Origin of the sequence: Enterobacter vonholyi, from assembly GCF_040834095.1 — a bacterium.
Lineage (GTDB): Bacteria > Pseudomonadota > Gammaproteobacteria > Enterobacterales > Enterobacteriaceae > Enterobacter > Enterobacter vonholyi.
In genome coordinates this window covers 1816079-1838451 of record NZ_CP162152.1, presented here as the reverse complement: position 1 = coordinate 1838451, position 22373 = coordinate 1816079, and the positions used below count along the sequence as shown (strand labels likewise).

Sequence of the window (22373 nt, the reverse complement as noted above, 5' to 3'; positions counted from 1 at the left end):
ACCGCCTATACCCCAAAGCTTTCGCCACAGCCGCATTCGTTCTGGGCTTTCGGGTTATGAAATTTGAATAACTGGTTTAAGCCTTCGCGGACGTAGTCCACTTCGGTGCCGTCAATAAACGGCATGGCCTGCAGCGCGACGTACAGCTTCGCGCCGTCAGTCTCGAACACCAGGTCATCTTTCTCGGGTTCGGTGACGGTGTCGAGCACGTAGCCGAAACCTGCGCAGCCGGTCTGTTTGACGCCTAAACGCACGCCGAGGATCTCGGGCTTTTTCGCCACCAGCTCGTGAATATGTGCCGCCGCCGCTGGCGTGAGCGTTAAGCCGCGCCAGGCGAAATCGGCAGGATTAAAGGTTTCTGAATGCAGTTCCATAGGTCCACCTCATCTGATAAGCCATCAGGGCATAACACCATGTTAGTGATAACGATTATCACTTCAACCCTCTGTCAGCAGGGGCATTCGGCTAAAGCGCCCTTTTTGCCTGGTTTTATTAAGCATAGACCCTGTGAGAGGATGCAGTCAGGATGGATGTATTTGTTCAATGCATTGATTAATAATGCATTTCGTCGCGGCATTCATAACGAAGAGAAGAAAAGTAAAATATGCATCGGAAATGCCTATTTTTGAGATAGATTTTGCGCAGAAAGTGATAAAAACAAAAAAGGCCCTCAAGGCCTCTTACACTCAGTGATGAAATGAGACAGCAAACCCCTGTTCACGCCAGTGGTCGAGCTGTTCCTGCTGGCGAGGCGTTGGGGATTTCCCCGTCCAGACGAAGATTTTTTGCCCCGGGAAGAGTTCAGGGCGCGGCGAATCAATAGGTTCCGCCAGGACGTCTATGTGCCAGCCCTTCTGCGCCAGGCGCGCGGCTTCCAGCCACAGGTGGGTGCGGTCATCGCATTCCCAGCCAATCAACAGTGCGTCTTTACCGGCTTTCTTGCGGGACTCCGCCAGGCTTGCAATCGCGAATTCAATCAGAACTCCGTCTAACAGGCTTGCCATGTGACGCACGGTATTTTGGTCCTGGTTCATGCGCTGACGGACGGGAGAAATAATATTGTCAATCAGCGCGTCTATCGCGTGATCGCGGCGGAACTCGCCAATTTTGGCACGCAGCTTTGCCGGGCTGGCGTAACGCAGAACGGTCATCATCTCTTCCTGGAATGAAACCCAGTTGCCCTGCGTCAAAACTTCTTTGTTTTCCAGCAAGGCTTTGACTTTTCCGACCGAGACGCCGCTTTTCATCAGGCGTTTGATCTCTTCGATACGCAGGATATCTTCATCGTCAAACTGACGATGGCCCCCTTCGCTGCGCTGCGGCTTCAACAATCCATAACGGCGCTGCCAGGCACGCAGCGTAACGGGGTTGATACCGCATCGTTCGGCCACTTCGCCGATACTGTAATAGGCCATTAACTCCCTCACGCTCAGAACTTCCATACCTAACTGCACCAACCTTATCAGATTGTACACACTATTTGTATAACTAAGACCGCATTTTGAACCGGTGAACGGGGTTCTTTTCCATCCACCTGTTAATACATTGTTGTATAAAATTTGCCGTTCGTACAGTTAACTCTGCCGGATTGTGTACAGCTTTATCAGAATTCGAACTTTTTCTCCGGCCACGCAATCGCGGGAATACCGCCGTGTCGCGGGCTGGCAAAAAGATGCCCCTGGAACTGGGATATTCCCGCTGACTCCAGCCACATCCACTCTTCAGCCTTCTCTACCCCCACCGCGCAGAACTGGATCTCAAGCGAGGCACAGCATTTGATAATCGCCTGGATAATGGCCTGTCGGGGACCACTTTTGTGCACGTTTGCGACCAGATCGCGATTAATCTTAATTCTGTCCGGCTGAAACTGAGCCAGCAGCTGCAACCCGGCAAATCCGGCACCAAAGTGATCGATCGTCACGCTGATGCCCGCGCTTTTTAACTGCCTGACCGAATCCGTGAATTCATCGAATCGGGAAATGGCTTCGCTCTCGGTGAACTCCACCACAATTTGCTCGGGTACAAACCCATTGGCTTCAATCGCGGTGAGCAGAAAGTCCACGGCGTTGGGAATGTTAACCAGCGTCATAGGCAGCAGGTTCAGGGATAACGTCTGGTCCTGTAACCCCAGCGCGCTGGCCATGGAGAGCGCCACCTGCTTGCTTTGCAAATCAGACGCGTACACTTCCTCATTCGGAAGGCTGGCGAAATAAGCCCCTGGCGAGTCGCCGGACGGGGTGCGCAAAAGCGCCTCCCAGGAGACAACCTGCTGCATAAACGGATCGACTATCGGCTGGAACGCGAAGCTGCAATCCGCCCCTTTCGCGACCACCTCGGGCTGCGCGGACAAGCGCGTCTCTTCGCGCACGAATTCCCAGGAATCCGCAGGAGGCAGTTCAAAATAGTTCGCTTTTTCCGTAGCCTCGACAAAGGTGCGGAAAAACTGCAGCGGGCGGTCGTTGTACGTCAGCTGATAGCGCGTCGTCCCCCTGTTGAGCACCTCTTGCAGCACCTCGTCCCTGTCGAAGTGGCGTAAATCAAAAAGCTCCATGCCCACGTTGCCAAAACGACGGACAGGTCCGTGATCGCGCATCAGCTCCACTACGTTGTGGTGGCGAGGGTCGTTGCAAATCTGCTCATAGATGGCAGAAACGTGTTCCACTGGCCCTTCAAGCAGCTGAAAAAAATGTGTGCCATTAAACAGCAGGATCCCCGTGATATTGGATTGCTGGTTTTTACTATTTGCAGCAGCAACCATGACTTCCAGGGCTTTCACTGGTACGTCCTCGCAGATATGACTGCGGTAAATGATGGTGGTGAGCATGCGATTCCTGGGGTTAGGGGTTGGCCACAAAAGAGGTGGATAAGGTTCATTTATAGCACATTAATTGCCTGACAAATAATTTACATCTCAACCGTTTACGGCAATTTAAGAAACGTTTTTCCTGGCTGTACAACTTAACAGCCCTCGACCATTTTGTACAATATATCCTGTAATATTACCTCTCCACCACCCAAGCGCAACTAACTGAATATAAATAACTTTATAAAATATATCGAAGAAATATTAAAAATCTGTACATTTTTAATGTACAGATTTGGAAATTATGTATACCTTAATTGTAACGCTAGTGATGACAAAATTTTACAGGAGCGAAACATGCAGCAGAAAGGTTACGTCGCAGATTCCGCAGCAGCAATCGCACAGTACTTCGAAAAAGCCGTGCTTCCTACCCAGCAGGAGACGCTGGGCCAGGTGGTTGTTGAAATTCTCAGCGACGGGCGAAATCTGAATCGCAAATCGCTTTGTACAAAATTGCTCAGCCGCCTCGAAAAGGCCGATGGCCCGGAAGAGGAAGAGCATTACCACAAGCTGCTTGGTCTGCTCTTCGAACGGTAAGGATATGAAGAGCAGTAACGCAGACAAACTGATCGACACGCTTATCGGTGAAGCCGTTCTCTCTCTTTTGAAAGAGCGGGGACCGGTAACAACCGAAGGATTGCTTCAGCGTCTGCGGATCATGAAAGAACATGAAAAGGATCCCCGGCGGCGGGAGACACTTGCGGTGGTGATTGCCGAGATCGGCTCAAACAGCATCGCCTTTACACGTCGCAGAACCGCGCAAGGACGAACGAAAGGAGAGGGACCTCTCAACGATAACCGGGACAATGTTGTGCCGTTGTTTGGAAGTGGAAAACCGTCCGATCCAAAGAAAATACATTGACTGCAATTAACAGCTACGGTGAGAACAAATGAGACAAAATATTCAGCTTCAACCCGAATATCATTCTGCTTTTTTAGACAGTGCGCTGTCGGAATACTTCCGTCACGCAGGCGATCGTTTTGCTGAAGAGTCCGCTGTTTTTTCTACTGCAGTACGCTGTGTTCTGGCCTCCGAAGGTCATCTGTCCAATAAAGCGATTATCCTCTGGCTCATTCAGACGCTGGAAGCCACTCACGACGTGGTTCAGGCGGATGTGATTCGCAAGACGCTGGAAATTGTCGTGGGCTACACCATGGACGACCTGTAATTTCACGGCCACTCATCCTGCATTCGTGTCATCGTCAAAACTGACGAATGTTCTGACGATGACACGCGCCTTCCCCGCTTGACACCCTGTTAAACCAGCAAAGCCAACCTGGCACGGTTCCTGCTTACCTCTGCTTACGGGACTGGGTTTTCCAGTCAACTTTGCTTCATTTCTTAACAGGTCTGTTATTGATGAAAAAGATCGCCAGCGTCTGCCCCTACTGCGGTGCAGGCTGTAAATTAAACCTTGTCGTTGAAAATAACCGTATCATCCGTGCCGAAGCCGCAGAAGGCATCACAAACCAGGGTACCCTGTGTCTGAAAGGCTTTTACGGCTGGGACTTCCTCAACGATACCCGTCTGCTCACCCCGCGCCTGACCCAGCCGATGATCCGCTACCATAAAGGCGAGGCATTCACTCCCGTTACCTGGCAAGAGGCTATCCGCTACACCGCGCACAAACTCAGCAGCATTAAAGCGCAGCACGGGCCGCGGTCGATCATGACCACCGGATCCTCTCGCGGAACCGGCAATGAAACAAACTATGTGATGCAAAAATTTGCCCGCGCGGTGCTGAACACCAACAACGTGGACTGCTGTGCGCGCGTCTGTCACGGCCCTTCCGTGGCCGGTTTACAGGAGACGCTCGGCAACGGCGCGATGAGCAACTCAATCAACGATATTGAAAACTCAAAATGCCTGCTGGTGTTTGGCTATAACTGCGCGGACTCCCACCCCATCGTCGCCCGGCGCGTGCTGAAAGCGCGTGAAAACGGCGCAAAAATTATCGTCTGCGATCCGCGGCGCATTGAAACGGCGCGCATTGCCGACCAGCATCTGCAGCTGAAAAACGGCAGCAACATGGCGCTGGTAAACGCCTTTGGCTACGTGCTGCTGGAAGAGGAGCTCTACGACAAAAGCTACGTGGCGCGCTTTACCGAGGGGCTTGAGGCCTATCGCCAGACGGTGAAAGACTATGCGCCAGAGACGGTTGAGCATCTTACCGGCATTCCCGCCCGCGACGTTCGTCAGGCAATGCGCACCTTCGCGGCGGCCCCTTCCGCCACCGTGATGTGGGGGATGGGCGTGACCCAGTTTGGTCAGGCCGTGGATGTGGTCAAAGGGCTTTCCAGCCTGGCGCTGCTGACCGGCAACCTGGGTCGACCCGCCGTCGGCGTCGGGCCGGTGCGCGGACAAAACAACGTTCAGGGCGCCTGCGATATGGGCGTTCTGCCGAATATGTTCCCGGGCTATCAGGATGTGACCGATCCGGCGGTCAGGCAGAAGTTCGCCGATGCCTGGGGGATTGACGTCAACAAAATGGACGATCGGGTCGGGACGCGCATTACCGAGGTGCCCCATCTGGCGCTGGAAGGCAAGGTTAAGGCCTACTACATCATGGGGGAGGATCCGCTTCAGACCGAAGCCGATCTCGGCCTGGTGCGCAGCGGTTTTGAGGCGCTCGACTTTGTTGTGGTTCAGGACATCTTTATGACCAAAACGGCAGAGGTGGCGGACGTTCTGCTCCCGGCCACATCCTGGGGTGAGCACGGCGGCGTCTTTACCTGTGCCGATCGCGGCTTCCAGCGTTTTGGCAAAGCCATCGAGGCCAGCGGCAACGTGAAGCGCGACTGGGAAATCATCAGCCTGCTCGCCACCGAGATGGGCTACCCGATGCATTATGACTCCAACCAGCAGATCTGGGATGAGATGCGCGAGCTGTGCCCGCTTTTCTACGGCGTGACGTATGAAAAAATGGGCGAGATGGGCCACGTGCAGTGGCCGTGCCCGACGCTGGATCACCCCGGCACGCCGTACCTGTACAAAGACAATCAGTTCGACACCCCGAGCGGTAAAGGGCAACTCTTTGCCGCACCGTGGCGCGCGCCGGCTGAAACCCCGGATGCAGATTTCCCGCTGGTGCTGTGTACGGTACGCGAGGTGGGACATTATTCCTGTCGCTCCATGACCGGGAACTGCGCCGCGCTGCAAAGCCTGGCCGACGAGCCGGGCCGGGTGCAAATGAACCCTGCCGATGCAGAAAAGCTGGGCATTACTGACGGGCAGCTGGTCTGGGTACGTTCACGCCGCGGCAAAGTGATTACCCGCGCCAGCATCAGCGAGCGTATCAACACCGGGGCCGTTTACATGACCTATCAGTGGTGGATTGGCGCCTGCAACGAGCTGACCCAGGATAACCTCGATCCCATCTCCAAAACGCCGGAAACGAAGTACTGCGCGGTGCAGCTAGAGGCGATAGAGGATCAGCGTTGGGCGGAGGACTATGCAGCGTCTGCATATCAGTCCATGAAGTCGCGGCTGATCAACGCCGTCAATGTCTGAGGAAAATATCGGGTGGCGTCACCGCCTCCCGATACTGAATTTCAGACACAAAAAAGGCCGCACTCGCGGCCCTTTTATTCTCATGTGCTCAATGGACGTGAACGCCCAACCGCCAGGCAAAGTAGATCTCTTCTTTCAGTTCATTCGAAGAGAGCGCCAGCAAATCTGTAAATTCCAGCTCAAGCTGTTTCAGCTTTTTCAGGTACTGCGCCGGAGACAGGTTGCTCTTATCGCGACGTAAATATTCAATTGCCAGCTGTGTTGGGGTTATTTCAGTATCCATGATGTCCTCGCTTATGTACAAAACCTGACCAGTATATCACAACGGGCTGGCTAGTTTTTGACCAAAGGCAAAACATCTGAAAACTTTACACAACCGCCGTGGTCAGCCGCGATGAGCAGCACAGGCGATCCTGCTCATCGAGAATATCGATCTGCCACACCTGATGGCGGCTTCCGGCGTGCAGCGCGCGGCATACACCGCGCACGCGCCCGCTGCGCACCGAGCGAATGTGGTTAGCATTCACCTCGAGTCCGACAACCTTCTGCTCCCCTTCGGTACAGAGATACCCCGCCACCGAGCCCAGCGTTTCGGCCAGCACGACGGAGGCCCCGCCGTGCAATAAACCAAACGGTTGGTGGGTGCGACTATCGACCGGCATGGTGGCCTCAATCTCATCGTCGCCAATGCGGATGAACTGGATATCCAGCAGCCCCACCATATTCCCCTCGCCCATGGCGTTCAGCGCCTGCAGCGTGACGGCACGTTTCCAGATCATCCAATTATCTCCAGTAAAGCCTGCAATGGGTGACGCACACCGTTACCTTCTACCCGTTTTACCTGGCTGCGGCAGGAGTAGCCCGTCGCCAGACAGCGGTTTCTCGGCAAACGCTGCATCGCCTGATGCCAGGACAGCTCATAGATGCCGAGCGAGTTGGCGTGGTTTTTCACTTCGTGTCCGTAGGTTCCGGCCATCCCGCAGCAGCCTACGTTGACGCTCTCCAGCTTCGCACCGAAGCGGGCAAAAACGGACGCCCACTGCGCGGGGGCACCCGGCAGCGCGGTGACTTCCGTGCAGTGTCCGAACAGATACCATGGTTCCCCGCTGACATCCTGTACCGCCTTATCTTCCAGCGCCACCGGCAGCCACTCGTGCACCAGCATTACGTTGAAATCACCGCGCTTGTCGCCGAGCGTCTGCCTGTATTCATCGCGATAGCAAAGCACCAGCGCCGGATCGACGCCGACCATTGGTATCCCGAGTTGCGCAACGCGGTTTAAGAAGTCAGCCGTTTTCTGCGCGGTCTTTGCAAAGCGCGTCAGGAAGCCCTTGATGTGCTGCGCCTTGCCGTTGGGTGAGAACGGCAGAACCACCGGCTGATACCCTAGCTTTTCCGACAGGCGGATGAAATCCGCGACCACCTGCGCATCGTAGTAGCTGGTAAACGGATCCTGCACCACCAGCACCACCTTCGCTTTTTGCTCCGGAGCGAGCGCCTCCAGCTGTTCGAGGGTCATGTTCGCCGAACGGTGGCCGACAAGCTGGCGCTGCAGAGACGGCACCGACAGCAGCGGCAGATCGATCATACCGATATGTTTTTCGGAGAGCTTGCGCACCAGCGGCTGGTTGATAAAGAAGTTAAAGGTCTTTGGCGCACGCGCCATCAGCGGCGCGTAGCTTTCCACCGTCGCCACCAGATGGTCGCGCACCGGGCGGAGGTATCGGGTGTGGTAAAGCTGCAGGAAACGCGAGCGGAATTCCGGCACGTCGATTTTAATCGGGCACTGGGTGGAGCAGGCTTTACAGGCCAGACAGCCGGACATCGCCTCTTTCACCTCATGGGAGAAATCATACTCGCCCTTGTTGGCATGCCAGCTGTTGCGGGTGCGCTCAATCAGCGAGCGCAGGCTGGCCCGTTTTTCCGGGAGCTGCTGCTCCAGCCTGAGCGGATCAACCCCGCGATCGGCCAGCAGACGCAGCCACTCGCGCACCAGCGTCGCCCGCCCTTTCGGCGAGTGGATACGGTTGCTGGTGATTTTCATCGACGGGCACATCGGGCTTTTCACATCAAAGTTAAAGCACAGGCCGTTGCCGTTGCACTCCATCGCGCCGCGCCAGGACGAGCGCACCGCAATCGGGATCTGTCTGTCGTACGTGCCGCGCTTGACGGCATCCACCTGCAGCATTGGCGCGTCCACGCCTTCAGGAGGGCAGATTTTGCCCGGGTTGAGGCGGTTATGCGGGTCAAACGCCGCTTTCACCTTGCGCAGCTCCGCGTAGAGCTGTTCGCCGAAGAATGCCGGGCTGTATTCCGCGCGGAACCCTTTCCCGTGCTCCCCCCAGAGCAGGCCGCCGTATTTGGCGGTTAAGGCCACCACATCGTCTGAGATCTGCTTCATCAGGATCTCCTGCTGCGGATCGCACATATCCAGCGCCGGACGCACGTGCAGTACCCCGGCATCGACGTGGCCGAACATGCCGTAGCTTAGGCCGTGGCTGTCCAGCAGGGCGCGAAACTCGACGATATAATCCGCCAGATGCTCAGGCGGCACGCAGGTATCTTCGGCAAAAGGAATCGGCTTCGCCGCCCCTTTCGCATTGCCGAGCAGCCCCACGGCTTTTTTACGCATCGCATAGATACGCTCAATCCCGGCCAGATCGTTACAGAGCTGCCAGCCGATCACGCCGCCTTCCCCCTGCGCAATCAGCTCATCCAGCCGCTGGCAGAGCGTGGTGACCTGGCGCTCAATCAGCGCCGCGTCGTCGCCGGCGAACTCCACGATATTGAGGCCGAGCATCTCTTTATCCGGCACGTCGGTAATGAGATCGCTGACGGAGTGCCAGACAATATCCTCCCGGGCCAGGTTGAGCACTTTGGAGTCGACCGTCTCCACCGAGAGCGCTTTAGCTTGCACCATAAACGGCGCATTGCGCAGCGCAGAGTCGAAGGAGTCATATTTGACGTTCACCAGCCGACGCACCTTCGGCAGGCGGGTGATATCCAGCCGCGCCTCGGTGATAAAGGCCAGCGTCCCTTCGGAACCGGTCAGCACGCGGGTTAAATCGAACTGGGTCAGGTCGTCGTTAAAGACGTGACGCAGGTCGTACCCGGTCAGGAAGCGGTTCAGTTTGGGGAACTTATCGAGAATAAGCTGGCGGTTGTCGCGGCAGCGCTCCAGTACGGTACGATAGATGCGTCCGCTGGCGGTGTTATCTTTGCCAAGGGTTTCCGCGAGTTCGACCGGCATCGGCTGCGTATCGAGAATATCGCCGCCCAGAAGAACGGCACGCACGCCCAGCACGTGATCGGAGGTTTTGCCGTAGACCAGCGAGCCCTGACCGGAGGCATCCGTGTTGATCATCCCGCCGAGGGTCGCGCGGTTACTGGTGGAAAGCTCCGGGGCAAAAAAGTAACCGTAAGGCTTGAGGTACTGGTTAAGCTGATCTTTGATAACGCCCGCTTCGACCCGCACCCACCCCTCTTCCGGGTTGATCTCAATGATGCGGTTCATATAGCGCGACATATCAACAATGATGCCCTGATTCAGCGCCTGACCGTTGGTCCCGGTGCCGCCGCCGCGCGGCGTAAAGACCAGAGAGGCAAAGCGCTCCTGCGTTGCCAGCCGGGCAATCAGCGCGACGTCGGCCGTGGAACGAGGGAAAACCACCGCATCGGGAAGAAGTTGGTAAATACTGTTATCGGTCGCCATCGTCAGCCTGTCGGCATAGTTCGTGGCGGTATCACCTGTAAAACCCTGTTGCTCCAGTGCTTGCAAAAAATTAAGCACCAGCTGAACGACGCCAGGTGCCTGAGAAATCTGTGGGATCATGACTGTCGACCCTAATTAGAGTTGTATGAAATCGTTTGCGTGTATCTTAAAAGTTTTATCACATTTTTTTCTTATAATCTCTGCTGAATTACAGGCAAAATCCGCCTGTCAAAAACCGCTGAGATCATTAATGATTAAAGAGACGCGGTTTTCCGTTCCCGCCAGTTGTACTGGCGTTCTTTTAAGGAAAGTTTCATTTATGGTCAATCTTCGCCAGCCCAGGGATGTTGCGCAAATTTTGCTGTCGGTGCTGTTTCTGGCCCTCATGATTATTGCGTGTCTGTGGATTGTTCAACCCTTTATTCTCGGCTTCGCGTGGGCTGCGACCGTTGTCGTTGCCACGTGGCCTTTGCTGCTGCGCTTGCAGAAGCTGCTGTTCGGCCGCCGCGGGTTAGCCGTGCTGGTCATGACGCTCCTGCTGTTCCTGCTGTTTATTATTCCGATTGCTCTGCTGGTCAATAGCCTGGTGGATTCCAGCGGCCCCGTTATTCGCGCCATTAGCAGCGGTGACCTGACGCTGCCGGATCTCGCCTGGCTGAACAGCATTCCGGTGGTGGGCGCCAAGCTCTACAGCGGCTGGCATAGCCTGCTGGAGATGGGCGGCAGCGCGCTGATGGCAAAAGTCCGCCCGTATATTGGCACTACCACCACCTGGTTTGTGGGTCAGGCGGCGCATATCGGCCGCTTTATGATGCACTGTACCCTGATGCTGCTCTTCAGCGCCCTGCTCTACTGGCGCGGCGAGCAGGTGGCATTAGGCGTTCGTCACTTCGCCACCCGCCTGGCGGGCAAACGCGGTGACGCTGCGGTACTGCTGGCTGCGCAGGCCGTGCGCGCGGTTGCGCTGGGCGTGGTGGTGACCGCGCTGGTGCAGGCGGTGCTGGGCGGTATCGGTCTGGCGATTTCCGGCGTACCGTACGCCACCGTGTTCACCGTTGTCATGCTGATGACCTGTCTTGCGCAACTGGGACCGCTGCTGGTGCTGGTCCCTAGTATTATCTGGCTCTACTGGACGGGTGACACCACGTGGGGAACGGTGCTGCTGGTCTGGAGCTGCGTGGTCGGCACCATGGATAACGTCATTCGTCCGATCCTCATCCGCATGGGTGCAGACCTGCCGCTGATCCTGATCCTCTCCGGAGTCATTGGCGGACTGATTGCCTTTGGCATGATCGGCCTGTTTATTGGCCCGGTGCTGCTCGCCGTCACATGGCGTCTGTTCTCCGCCTGGGTGCATGAAATTCCGCCGCCGGGAACCGACCCGGACGTGATCCTGAGCGAACTGGAAGAGCTGGAAGAGAAAAACACGCATTAAGTTTTATGCCGGGTGGCGCTAACGCGCACCCGGCCTACATTCCCCCTCACAATACTTTAACGCTGCTAAAGTATTTGTTCGTTGCTCACTGGTCAGACACGCTATTCATGCACTCATTCTGCTCTTAACCTCAAGAAATCTTTACGTCTCTTTAACTATTGAGACGAATCCGATCGACGCTCAAAGATGACATGCCTACTATTAGCACACGGTTATAAATCAACACCTTGATTTATAAGCATGGAAATCCCCTGAGTGAAACAACGAATTGCTGTGTGTAGTCTTTGCCCATCTCCCACGATGGGCTTTTTTTTATCCTGACTACGTGCGCTTAATCTCACAGGCACTGAGCATCCGCCACTCCGCTGGCAGCACCCGCGTTTCCCCGGACACATTGACCGTCACCGCCTCGCGGATATCCGCCGACGATGCGCCAACCTGCAGTTCAAACTCGCCCGGCTCAACGATGCGCTTCCCGTCCCGGCGGGTAAAGTTGAACATCTCAACCGGTAGCGTAAAGCTGAGCGTGGCGGATTCGCCCGGCGAGAGCGTGACGCGCTGGAACGCCTTCAGCTCCTGAAGCGGCCGTACCTGGGTGGCGACCTTATCCCTGACGTAAACCTGCACCACCTCGCTGCCGCTGCGCTCCCCGGTATTGGCGATATCTACGCTCAGCGTCACCTCGCCGTCGATCGGCACGCTGCTTTCAGCGAGGCGGGCAGCCCCCCAGCTAAACGTCGTCCAGCCGAGGCCGAAGCCAAACGGATAACGTGAACCGAAGTGGAACGCAAACGGCGTGCCGCCGCTTTTGAGCTTGTGATTGTAGTAATACGGCATGGCCCCGGCGCTTTTCGGCACGCTCACCACCAGACGCCCCTGCGGCTCTGCGCGTCCCGTTAGCACGTCCGCAATCGCCCAGCCCCCTTCCTGCCCCGGCGCCCACGCCACCAGCAGCGCCGCGACCTTATCCTCCAGCCCCTGAAGGTTGTACGGGCGCCCGCCGGTCATCACGACGATCACCGGTTTGCCCGTCGCCACCAGCGCTTCCAGCAGCTGTTGCTGCACGCCAGGGAGGTTCAGGGAATCGGTATCGGAACCTTCCCCCACGGTGCCGCTCTGGAACAGCCCGGCAAGATCGCCCACGCAGGCCACCACCACGTCACTCTCCTGGGCGGCGTTCACGGCCTCGGGGATCAGCGCGGTACTCTGCGACACCGGCGACTGCTGCATCGGTTTGCCGCCGCTGTCGCCCGGGAAGACCGGCGCACCCGCCATCCGTTTCTCGATAATGTGACACCCTTTGGCATAGCGGACCTGCGACGCGCCGAGGTAGTGTTCCAGGGCCGCGCGCGGGGTCGTCACCTGCGAGGTCTCTTCAACCATATCGCTGATGATCAGATGCACCGGGAAGCTGTAGCCGCTGAGTAACGCCAGCGGATCGTCTGCCGTCGGCCCCACCACCGCCACGCGGGGCTTACCGCCGAGCGGTAAAATACCGTTATTTTCCAGCAGCGTGAGCGATTTCGTCGCCACCTCCCGCGCGACCTGGCGGGTCATGTCGTTTTGCAGATCGATACCGTTCTCATCCGCGTACGGCTTTTCAAACAGGCCCAGGCGGAATTTTTCCGTCAGCACGCGCGCCACGATCTCATCCACTTTCGCCATAGAGATCAGCCCGCGCTCAACGGCGTCTGCCAGATGCCGCGCGCAGTCGTCTTTCGGCAGCTCAACGTCCAGCCCCGCGTTGAACGCCAGCGCGGCGGATTCCGCCGCATCGTGGGAAATCCCGTGATGCTGGTGCAGCAGGCTGATGCCGCCGTAGTCCGCGACAATAATCCCGTCGAATCCCCACTGTTCGCGCAGGACGGTAGTCAGCAGGAAGCTGTCGCTGTGCCCCGGCTGATTGTCGATATCGTGATAGGCGGGCATCACCGACCCGGCATTGGCCAGCTTCACCGCCATTTCAAACGGCAGCAGGAAGGTGTCATTCAGCTCGCTGAACCCCAGGTGTACCGGCGCGTGGTTGCGCGCCCCTTCGCTGAACGAGTGGCCCACGTAGTGCTTGAGCGTCGCCAGCAGGTCGCGATTATCGCCCTGCAATCCTTTCACCCAGGCGGTCGCCATCACCCCCACCAGCCAGGGATCTTCCCCGAAGGTCTCTTCGGTTCGCCCCCAGCGCACGTCGCGGGAAACGTCCAGCACCGGCGCCAGCCCCTGCTGACAGCCGACGGATCGCGCCTCTTTCCCGATCTGCTCCGCCGCGCGCTGTACCAGTTCAGGATCCCAGGTCGAACCGTAGTTCAGCGACGACGGGAACAGCGTGGCGTCTTTACACAGCAGCCCCACCAGGCACTCTTCATGGAACAAGGCCGGAATGCCGAGACGCGTCTCTTCCATCATCATCCGCTGCAGGCGGTTCGCGGCGCGCACGCCGGTTTTCGCGTCAACGATGTGGGTACCGAGCGGACGGGTGATCTGCCCGACGCCCAGCTTTAGCCGTTCACTCAGCGCTGCCTGCTCGCTCACGCCCGCGAATTCATCGCTGAGGTCGCTGCGCTCGCGGTGGTTGCCGTTTTCATCGAGGATCAGCCAGTACGCATGCATCTGGGCGAACTTCTCTTCCGGGGTCATACGCGCCAGTAAATCGGCGACGCGCTCGTGCACGGGACGTCCCGCGTCCTTATAGATAGCTGTCATGTTTTACTCCTGTAGTGCGGAAGGGGTTGCCGGGCTGAGCTGCCCCGCTTCGGGTCTGACCTCACGTTTGCTGGCCAGCTCACGGGCGATGGAATCAACCAGCCGGCTGTTGAGCTTGTAGATGGCAAGCAGCGCGACCATGCAGAGGAACAGCGCGCAAGGGATAAGGGTGAACAGCGCGTTGATGGTCGAGAGAACGCCTGGCGCCTGGGTTGCCTGTCCCGGCGCGTAATCCACCATGCCAAGCACCCAGCCGACCACCGCGCCGCCCAGCGCCAGGCCGAATTTGATGGCAAACAGCGCGGTGGAGAAGACCAGCCCGTCCAGGCGGCGGCCGCTGCGATGCTCCTCGTAGTCGACCACATCGGAGAACATGGTCCACTGCAGCGGCGTGGTGAGGTTTTGAATAAAGCTAAAGACGATGTTGAGGCCAAAGATCAGCCACACCTGCGAAGGCGGCAGGAAGAAAATCAGCGCACCAAAAATCACGAAGGAAATTATCGTCCACTGATAGGCGCGCACGCGGTCAAATTTTCCCAGCAGCCGTTCAGATAATAATGCGCCGCTTAAGGAGGCAACCATGCCGGAAACAATAAAGGCAAAAACCAGATCCGGGCGCAACAGCACATAGTTCACGTAATACATCGTGGCGGAACCGCGCGTCACCACCGCCGTTAACAGCAAAATATTAAACAGGAAAACAATACGCCACTGGCTGTTCCCGGCCAACAGTTTTAAATCGGTGAGCATCGAGCCGGAGGTATCATTGCGCGGCGAATAGCGCTCGCGGGTCATCAGGAAACAGCAGAAGAACAGAACGATTCCCAGCAGGCCCATCAGACTCATGGCATAGAAATAGCCTTTCTGCACGTTGCCCTGGCCTAACAATGAGACCAGCGGCAGGGCAATAACCGTCACAATCAACCCGCCGATAAACGACAGGCCAAAGCGCCACGACTGCAGGGAGTGACGCTCGCGCGGATCCAGCGTCAGCGCGCCGGGCATGGCGCAGTAAGGCACGTTAATCGCGGAGTAAATCAGGCTTAAAATTGCGTAGGTCACGCAGGCATAGACGATTTTCGCCGTCGGCCCCACGTCCGGTACATAGAAAGTGATAAGGCAGCTTACGCCAAACGGGATGGCGAACCACAGCAGCCAGGGACGGAAACGTCCGTGACGCGTCTGGGTGCGGTCAACCAGCGCGCCAATGCACGGGTCGACAAACGCATCGACCACGCGCACCACTAAAAACATGGTGCCCATAATCGCGGCGGGAAGCCCAAAAACGTCCGTATAGAAATAAGCGAGAAATAACGTTGCCGTTTGCCAGACCAGCGCGCTGGCCATATCACCTAAGCCATAACCTATTTTATCTTTGGTACGCAATACAGAGGAAAGTGTCATTGTTATTTGCCTTTTTATCAGGTTAAAACGTATTTCAACCAGTTGCGCATCACCTGAAGGGAAATGCGCAGTAAGGCTCAAGTATTAGCAACGCGTTGCGCGCTAACAATTGTCTAAATTAACAGGCAAATTATGATATTTAGTTTTTTACTTTATTTGTGATGGGGAGCATATTCGGGCGGAAATAAAAAAGGCGAGGAATAATATCCTCGCCTTTTCGGGTCAGCGTGGCGTTACTTGTTCAGTTCCGCCAGGCTCAGCCAGGTTTGCACCACGGTATCCGGGTTCAGGGACAGGCTATCGATCCCCTCTTCCATCAGCCAGGCGGCAAAGTCTTCATGGTCGGATGGACCCTGACCGCAAATCCCGACGTATTTACCCTGCTTCTTCGCCGCGCGGATGGACATAGAAAGCAGCGCTTTCACCGCCTCGTTGCGCTCGTCGAACAGCTCGGAGACCACGCCGGAGTCACGGTCCAGACCCAGCGTCAGCTGCGTCATGTCGTTCGAGCCGATAGAGAAGCCGTCGAAATGTTCCAGGAACTGCTCGGCCAACAGGGCGTTGGACGGGATTTCGCACATCATGATGATCTTCAGCCCGTTCTCGCCGCGCTTCAGACCCTGATGCGCCAGCTCGTCAACAACGGCTTTAGCCTGATCGACGGTACGCACAAACGGGATCATGATTTCGACGTTGGTCAGCCCCATGTCGTTGCGCACGCGCTTCACCGCCTCGCACTCCAGCGCGAAACAGTCGCGGAAGCTGTCGGACACGTAGCGTCCGGCCCCGCGGAAGCCCAGCATCGGGTTCTCTTCTTCCGGCTCGTAGCGCTCGCCGCCGACCAGGTTGGCGTATTCGTTAGACTTAAAGTCAGACAGACGCACAATCACGCGTTTCGGATAGAAAGCGGCGCCGAGCGTCGCGATCCCTTCGGTCAGACGACCGACGTAGAACTCTTTCGGCGAGTCGTAGCCTTTCATCATCTCGCGGATTTCGTTCTGCAGCTTCGGATCCTGGTCGTCAAACTCCAGCAGCGCACGCGGGTGAACGCCGATCATACGGTTGATGATAAATTCCAGGCGCGCCAGGCCTACGCCTTCGTTCGGCAGGCAGGCGAAGTCGAACGCGCGGTCCGGGTTGCCGACGTTCATCATGATCTTCAGCGGCAGGTCAGGCATGGTATCCACGCTGGAGCTCTTCACGCTGAAGTCGAGGATATCGGCATACACGTAGCCGGTATCGCCTTCGGCACAGGATACGGTCACGTTCTGGCCGTCCTTCATGCGCTCGGTGGCATCACCGCAGCCGACAACCGCAGGAATACCCAGCTCGCGGGCAATGATCGCCGCGTGGCAGGTACGACCGCCGCGGTTGGTAACGATAGCCGCCGCTTTCTTCATGATCGGTTCCCAGTCCGGGTCGGTCATGTCGGTCACCAGCACGTCGCCTGGCTCAATACGGTTCATCTCGCTGATGTCGTGGATCACTTTAACCGGACCGGCACCGATGCGGTGACCGATAGCACGGCCTTCCGCCACGATTTTGCCCTGGGCGTGCAGCGTATAACGCTCCATCACCTGACCGCGAGAGCGGACGGTTTCCGGACGCGCCTGCACGATAAACAGCTTGCCGGTGTTACCGTCTTTCGCCCATTCGATGTCCATCGGACGGCCGTAGTGTTTTTCAATCTGCACCGCCTGCTTCGCCAGCTCCTGAACTTCAGCGTCGGTGAGGGAGAAGCGGTCGCGCTGCTCCTGCGGTACGTCTTCAATTTTAACCTGCTTGCCATGCTCCTGCGTCGGGGCATAGATCATGCGGATTTTTTTCGAGCCCATGGTGCGGCGCACTACCGCCGGACGGCCAGCGGCCAGCGTAGGCTTATGAACATAGAATTCGTCAGGGTTAACCGCCCCCTGCACAACCATCTCACCCAGACCCCACGCGGAGGTGATAAACACCACCTGGTCGAAGCCGGATTCGGTATCAATGGAGAACATCACGCCGGATGAGCCCACGTCCGAGCGCACCATGCGCTGTACGCCAGCGGAGAGCGCCACGCCGCGATGGTCGTAGCCCTGATGCACGCGATAGGAGATGGCACGGTCGTTGAACAGGGAAGCAAACACGTGCTTCACCGCCACCAGCACCGCATCGTAACCCTGGACGTTCAGGAAGGTTTCCTGCTGTCCGGCAAACGAGGCGTCCGGCATATCTTCTGCGGTCGCAGAGGAACGTACGGCAAAGGAGGCCTGCGCATCGTCAGCGGAGAGCTGGTTGTACGCGTCGTGAATGGCTTTTTCCAGTTCCGGCTGGAAAGGTGTGTCGATGATCCACTGGCGGATCTGCGCCCCGGCTTTGGCAAGCTCGGTGACGTCATCAATATCCGTTTTATCCAGCAGGTCGTAAATGCGCTGGTTAACACCGCTCTGGTCTAAAAACAGGTTAAAGGCATCGGCGGTGGTGGCAAACCCGTTCGGTACGGAGACACCCATACCCGAGAGGTTTGTAATCATTTCACCCAGGGAGGCATTTTTGCCCCCAACTCTGTCTACATCATTCATGCCGAGTTGGTTATACCAAAGCACCAGCGGTGACGAGCCATTGTTGGACATCGAAACAATCCTTTTGTGATATTTGATCGGAGTAAGTAACACCTGACTACGTTTTTATACTGGCATATTTATTTCCGCTAAAAAAACGGTGAATCGTGTAAGCAATTTAAAATTTCAACTTTTCGGATACTTTCCCATCAACGATTAACCCGATGATTCCTCTATATTCAGCCAGAAACCCCAAAAATAAAGTCGCTATTTGAAAAATGAAATCCACTTTTCAGGAAAATCAAAAACAGTGTTTCACTCATAATTAGGATAAGTTCTTTGCTGTGTAAATTACTTTTTTAATTTATGCTTTCAGACAATTACGTCTGATATTCAGGGTGGGTAAAATGGATAGTGCTGTCGATCGTCACGTTTTTTATATTTCTGATGGTACGGCGATTACCGCCGAGGTGCTGGGCCACGCGGTGATGTCGCAGTTTCCCGTATCGATCAACAGCATTACGCTGCCGTTTGTCGAAAATGAGAGCCGCGCCAAAGCGGTGAAGGACCAGATCGACGCCATTTACCAGCAGACCGGCGTCCGCCCGCTGGTGTTCTACTCCATCGTTATCCCCGAGATTCGCTCCATCATTCTGCAGAGTGAAGGCTTCTGCCAGGATATCGTGCAGGCGCTGGTGGCTCCGCTGCAAAGCGAGCTGAAGCTCGACCCGACCCCTATCGCCCACCGTACCCACGGGCTGAACCCCGGCAACCTGACCAAGTACGATGCCCGTATCGCCGCCATCGATTACACCCTCGCGCACGACGACGGTATCTCGCTGCGCAATCTCGACCAGGCGCAGGTGATCCTGCTTGGCGTGTCGCGCTGCGGCAAAACCCCGACGAGTCTCTACCTGGCGATGCAGTTCGGCATTCGCGCCGCCAACTACCCGTTTATCGCTGACGATATGGATAACCTGGTGCTGCCCGCCGCCCTCAAGCCGCTGCAGCACAAGCTGTTCGGGCTGACCATTAATCCAGAGCGCCTTGCCGCTATCCGCGAAGAGCGCCGCGAGAACAGCCGCTACGCCTCCATGCGCCAGTGCCGGATGGAGGTCTCCGAAGTGGAAGCCCTGTACCGCAAAAATCAGATCCCATGGCTGAACAGCACCAACTATTCGGTGGAAGAAATTGCCACAAAAATTCTCGACATCATGGGGCTAAACCGCCGCATGTACTAATATGCTAGTACATTAACTCAGATTCAAGTATCATGATCGGCAACCACGGGGCGGTGTCGCCCCGAACTTGAAATCAGCAGGGATTGGTTTAAGGTGATGCCCATCACTTCCCGGTAGTCTGCCGATGAAGCAAAAATTTTCTGAGACATTCCATGAATAAAACCGATGAACTCCGCACTGCGCGCATTGACAGCCTGGTTACGCCGGCTGAACTGGCCCAGCGGCATCCTGTTTCCGCTGCCGTTGCGGAACACGTGACGGCCTCCCGCCGCCGCATTGAAAAAATCCTCAATGGTGAAGACAAGCGTCTTCTGGTGGTGATTGGTCCCTGCTCCATCCACGACCTGGATGCCGCGATGGATTATGCAAAACGGCTTCAGGGCCTGCGGGATAAGTATCAGCACCGCCTTGAGATTGTTATGCGCACCTACTTTGAAAAACCGCGGACCGTGGTGGGCTGGAAAGGGCTGATCTCCGATCCTGACCTCAACGGCAGCTATCGCGTGAACCACGGCATCGAGCTGGCGCGTAAGCTGCTTTTGCAGGTCAACGAGCTGGGCGTGCCGACGGCGACCGAGTTTCTTGATATGGTGACCGGGCAGTTTATCGCCGATCTGATCAGCTGGGGCGCAATTGGCGCACGCACCACCGAAAGCCAAATCCACCGCGAGATGGCCTCCGCCCTCTCCTGCCCGGTCGGCTTTAAAAACGGGACCGATGGCAACACCCGTATTGCGGTTGATGCCATCCGCGCTGCCCGTGCCAGCCACATGTTCCTGTCGCCGGACAAGAGCGGTCATATGACCATCTACCAGACCAGCGGTAACCCTTACGGGCACATCATTATGCGCGGCGGGAAGAAACCCAATTACCATGCACAAGATATTGCGGCGGCCTGTGAAACGCTGGCCGAATTCGCCCTGCCGGAACATCTGGTAGTGGATTTCAGCCACGGCAACTGCCAGAAGCAGCATCGCCGCCAGCTGGACGTCTGCGATGAGATCTGCCAGCAGATCCGCAGCGGCTCGACCGCCGTTGCCGGGATTATGGCCGAGAGCTTCATCAAGGAAGGCACGCAGAAAATCGTTGCCGGACAGCAGATGGTTTACGGCCAGTCGATCACCGACCCGTGCCTGAGCTGGGAAGACAGCGAGCTGCTGCTGGAAAAGCTGGCTGCAGCAGTAGATACCCGCTTCTGAAACATGCGGGTCAGCCGGGTCACACCGCCTGACCCGGCTGATAAAAATCCTTCAGCGTTTCCAGCAGGGCATGCGCCGCTTTAGAGAGCTGCGTGTGCCCGGGATGGATCGCCCCGATGCACTTTTCAATCGACGGGTTATCCAGCGGAATACAGACCGCGCCCAGCGCCGTCATCTGCGCCTCGCAGAGCGCCGGGACGGCACTGCCGCCCAGCCCGCTCGCGACCATTCGCCCGACCGTAACCAGCTGATGGCTCTCCAGCGCGACGTCCAGCTTTCTGCCGCTTCGCGCCAGCTCCTCCTCCATCATCAGACGTACCGCTGAGGGGCGCTGCAGGGTGATGAAATCCAGCGTCAGCAGCGCTTCCCATGTCAGGCGCTTCTTGCCCGCCAGCGGGGAATCTTTCGGCACAATGGCTACAAACCTGTCGAGGCCCAGCGGGGTAAACAGCAGGTTGTGCGTGGGCGCGGGCTCAAAGGCGATGCCCATCTCCACGCGCCCTTCCCGCACCATCTCTATCACCTGCTCGTTGATAACGTCATGCACGGTGACGTTGATTCCGGCATGGCGATCGCGAAACGCTTTCAGCACCTCGGGCAGGACATTCGCGGCAAACGACGGCATGGCGGCAACCGAAATTTTACCGCGCTGCAGGGTAAAGCACTGGTGCATCGCCTCTTCGACGTTATCCCAGTCGGCAAGCAGCTGGCGCGCCATCGGCAAAAACGTCTCGCCCTCCTGCGTCAGCGCGACCTTGCGCGTGCTCCGCTGCAGCAGCGGTCCGCCGAGCGCGTCCTCCAGCGCTTTAATCGTCAGGCTCAGGGCCGGTTGGGAAAGATTCAGCCGTTCGCTGGCGTGCGCGAAATTGAGAGTGTGAGCTACCGCTAAAAACGCGCGTAACTGTTTGACACTCATTCTCATTTTTCACCTTGTTAACTAATTGAAAAAATTTAGTTAACAGGAAATTAATAAAAAAACCAAATGAGTGGGTCACAAATTCAAAATTAACAAATGAGTCGCCGCCCCTAATGATACCGCCACGGTTAAGAGGAGGAATGACGATGGCGGGACTGGATAAGCGCGTCGACAGCTATGCGCAGGCGCTGGATGGGCTGACGGACGGAATGACTTTGCTGGCGGGCGGCTTCGGCCTGTGCGGTATTCCGGAGAACCTGATAGCAGAGGTCAGACGCCGTCAGGTGAAAGATCTGACGGTGGTATCAAACAACTGCGGCGTGGACGGCTTCGGTCTTGGGCTTCTGCTTGAGACGCGGCAGGTGCGTAAGGTGGTGGCTTCTTACGTCGGCGAAAACGCGCTGTTCGAGCAGCAGGTGCTGAGCGGCGAACTGGAGATTGAACTCACGCCTCAGGGCACGCTGGCGGAAAAGGTGCGCGCGGGCGGTGCGGGTATCCCGGCATTTTACACGGCCACCGGCTACGGCACGCCCGTGGCTACCGGCAAAGACGTGCGCCAGTTTGCCGGTAAGCACTACATCCTCGAAGAGGCCATTACCGGTGATTTCGCGCTGATCAAGGGCTGGAAAGCGGACTGGTACGGCAACGTCGTCTACCGGCATACTGCGCAAAATTTTAATCCGCTGATGGCAACGGCGGGCCGGATAACGGTCGTCGAGGTGGAAGAGATTGTTCCCCCGGGCGAGCTGCCCCCGTCGGCCATTCATACCCCGGGCATTTACGTCGACAGACTGATTGTCGGCCAGTTTGAAAAACGTATTGAACAGCGCACCCTGCGCGCGGAAGGAGTGTGAC

At 56.9% G+C, this 22373-nt stretch carries 18 protein-coding genes and 1 other RNA gene; 9 read left to right on the top strand and 10 right to left on the bottom strand.

Annotated features, from left to right (window positions below):
- Nucleotides 1-5: 5 nt before the first annotated feature.
- The 3 genes from sufA to AB3N39_RS08725 all read right to left on the bottom strand — a co-directional run bounded on the left by sufA (nucleotide 6) and on the right by AB3N39_RS08725 (nucleotide 2824).
- On the bottom strand, nucleotides 6-374 hold the full coding sequence (sufA, locus tag AB3N39_RS08735) for a Fe-S cluster assembly scaffold SufA (RefSeq protein ID WP_008500631.1): 369 nt from the start codon (nucleotides 372-374) through the stop codon (nucleotides 6-8).
- 312 nt (nucleotides 375-686) lie between these two features.
- Nucleotides 687-1415, bottom strand: coding sequence for a MerR family transcriptional regulator (locus AB3N39_RS08730; RefSeq protein ID WP_133294227.1), 729 nt, complete (start codon nucleotides 1413-1415; stop codon nucleotides 687-689).
- A 188-nt stretch (nucleotides 1416-1603) separates the two neighbouring features.
- Nucleotides 1604-2824, bottom strand: a complete 1221-nt coding sequence (locus AB3N39_RS08725; protein ID WP_133294226.1) for a diguanylate phosphodiesterase — start codon at nucleotides 2822-2824, stop codon at nucleotides 1604-1606.
- Nucleotides 2825-3160: 336 nt separating this feature from the next.
- Here AB3N39_RS08725 and ycgZ point away from each other — a divergent pair, with 336 nt between their 5' ends.
- From ycgZ to fdhF, 4 genes are all read left to right on the top strand, one after another.
- Nucleotides 3161-3400 carry a regulatory protein YcgZ gene (ycgZ, locus tag AB3N39_RS08720; protein ID WP_023311324.1) on the top strand — a complete coding sequence of 80 codons (240 nt, stop codon included), beginning with the start codon at nucleotides 3161-3163 and terminating at the stop codon, nucleotides 3398-3400.
- A gap of 4 nt (nucleotides 3401-3404) precedes the next feature.
- Nucleotides 3405-3725 carry a hypothetical protein gene (locus AB3N39_RS08715; protein WP_248173608.1) on the top strand — a complete coding sequence of 107 codons (321 nt, stop codon included), beginning with the start codon at nucleotides 3405-3407 and terminating at the stop codon, nucleotides 3723-3725.
- 28 nt (nucleotides 3726-3753) lie between these two features.
- Nucleotides 3754-4032 carry a biofilm/acid-resistance regulator YmgB/AriR gene (locus tag AB3N39_RS08710; protein ID WP_023311323.1) on the top strand — a complete coding sequence of 93 codons (279 nt, stop codon included), beginning with the start codon at nucleotides 3754-3756 and terminating at the stop codon, nucleotides 4030-4032.
- Nucleotides 4033-4223: 191 nt separating this feature from the next.
- Entirely contained in the window at nucleotides 4224-6374 is a 2151-nt protein-coding gene (gene fdhF, locus AB3N39_RS08705; RefSeq protein WP_133294224.1) for a formate dehydrogenase subunit alpha, read from the top strand.
- Between the two features lie 88 nt (nucleotides 6375-6462).
- Here fdhF and AB3N39_RS08700 read toward each other — a convergent pair whose 3' ends face one another.
- The 3 genes from AB3N39_RS08700 to AB3N39_RS08690 all read right to left on the bottom strand — a co-directional run bounded on the left by AB3N39_RS08700 (nucleotide 6463) and on the right by AB3N39_RS08690 (nucleotide 10206).
- Nucleotides 6463-6657, bottom strand: coding sequence for a YdiH family protein (locus AB3N39_RS08700; RefSeq protein ID WP_003857766.1), 195 nt, complete (start codon nucleotides 6655-6657; stop codon nucleotides 6463-6465).
- 85 nt (nucleotides 6658-6742) lie between these two features.
- Complete coding sequence (menI, locus tag AB3N39_RS08695) at nucleotides 6743-7153, bottom strand: 1,4-dihydroxy-2-naphthoyl-CoA hydrolase (protein ID WP_023311321.1); 411 nt, start codon at nucleotides 7151-7153, stop codon at nucleotides 6743-6745.
- On the bottom strand, nucleotides 7150-10206 hold the full coding sequence (locus tag AB3N39_RS08690) for an FAD-binding and (Fe-S)-binding domain-containing protein (protein WP_252092785.1): 3057 nt from the start codon (nucleotides 10204-10206) through the stop codon (nucleotides 7150-7152). Before AB3N39_RS08690 ends, menI begins: the two co-directional genes overlap by 4 nt.
- Before the next feature lie 199 nt (nucleotides 10207-10405).
- On the opposite strand from AB3N39_RS08690, the gene ydiK reads away from it, so the two are divergent.
- Nucleotides 10406-11521 (top strand): AI-2E family transporter YdiK, encoded by a 1116-nt coding sequence (gene ydiK, locus AB3N39_RS08685; protein ID WP_045910283.1) that lies wholly within the window; start codon nucleotides 10406-10408, stop codon nucleotides 11519-11521.
- 208 nt (nucleotides 11522-11729) lie between these two features.
- An RNA gene (gene rprA / locus AB3N39_RS08680) (antisense sRNA RprA) lies at nucleotides 11730-11837 on the top strand.
- 5 nt (nucleotides 11838-11842) lie between these two features.
- On the opposite strand, the gene AB3N39_RS08675 is transcribed toward rprA, so the two are convergent.
- The 3 genes from AB3N39_RS08675 to ppsA all read right to left on the bottom strand — a co-directional run bounded on the left by AB3N39_RS08675 (nucleotide 11843) and on the right by ppsA (nucleotide 18234).
- Nucleotides 11843-14218 (bottom strand): glycoside hydrolase family 3 N-terminal domain-containing protein, encoded by a 2376-nt coding sequence (locus AB3N39_RS08675; RefSeq protein WP_367897215.1) that lies wholly within the window; start codon nucleotides 14216-14218, stop codon nucleotides 11843-11845.
- A gap of 3 nt (nucleotides 14219-14221) precedes the next feature.
- Nucleotides 14222-15622 carry an MFS transporter gene (locus tag AB3N39_RS08670; protein WP_048977420.1) on the bottom strand — a complete coding sequence of 467 codons (1401 nt, stop codon included), beginning with the start codon at nucleotides 15620-15622 and terminating at the stop codon, nucleotides 14222-14224.
- Between the two features lie 233 nt (nucleotides 15623-15855).
- A complete protein-coding gene (gene ppsA / locus AB3N39_RS08665; RefSeq protein WP_367897214.1) occupies nucleotides 15856-18234 on the bottom strand; it encodes a phosphoenolpyruvate synthase in 2379 nt (792 codons plus the stop codon).
- Nucleotides 18235-18569: 335 nt separating this feature from the next.
- Between ppsA and AB3N39_RS08660 the strand changes: the two genes are divergently transcribed.
- The gene (locus AB3N39_RS08660; protein WP_023311315.1) at nucleotides 18570-19403 is read left to right on the top strand and encodes a pyruvate, water dikinase regulatory protein; all 834 of its coding nucleotides are present in this window, start codon (nucleotides 18570-18572) and stop codon (nucleotides 19401-19403) included.
- A gap of 152 nt (nucleotides 19404-19555) precedes the next feature.
- Nucleotides 19556-20602 (top strand): 3-deoxy-7-phosphoheptulonate synthase AroH, encoded by a 1047-nt coding sequence (gene aroH, locus AB3N39_RS08655; RefSeq protein ID WP_367897213.1) that lies wholly within the window; start codon nucleotides 19556-19558, stop codon nucleotides 20600-20602.
- Nucleotides 20603-20621: 19 nt separating this feature from the next.
- On the opposite strand, the gene AB3N39_RS08650 is transcribed toward aroH, so the two are convergent.
- The gene (locus AB3N39_RS08650) at nucleotides 20622-21524 is read right to left on the bottom strand and encodes a LysR family transcriptional regulator (RefSeq protein WP_168708000.1); all 903 of its coding nucleotides are present in this window, start codon (nucleotides 21522-21524) and stop codon (nucleotides 20622-20624) included.
- 140 nt (nucleotides 21525-21664) lie between these two features.
- Here AB3N39_RS08650 and AB3N39_RS08645 point away from each other — a divergent pair, with 140 nt between their 5' ends.
- A complete protein-coding gene (locus tag AB3N39_RS08645) occupies nucleotides 21665-22372 on the top strand; it encodes a CoA transferase subunit A (RefSeq protein ID WP_115874835.1) in 708 nt (235 codons plus the stop codon).
- The last annotated feature ends 1 nt before the right edge of the window (nucleotide 22373 follow it).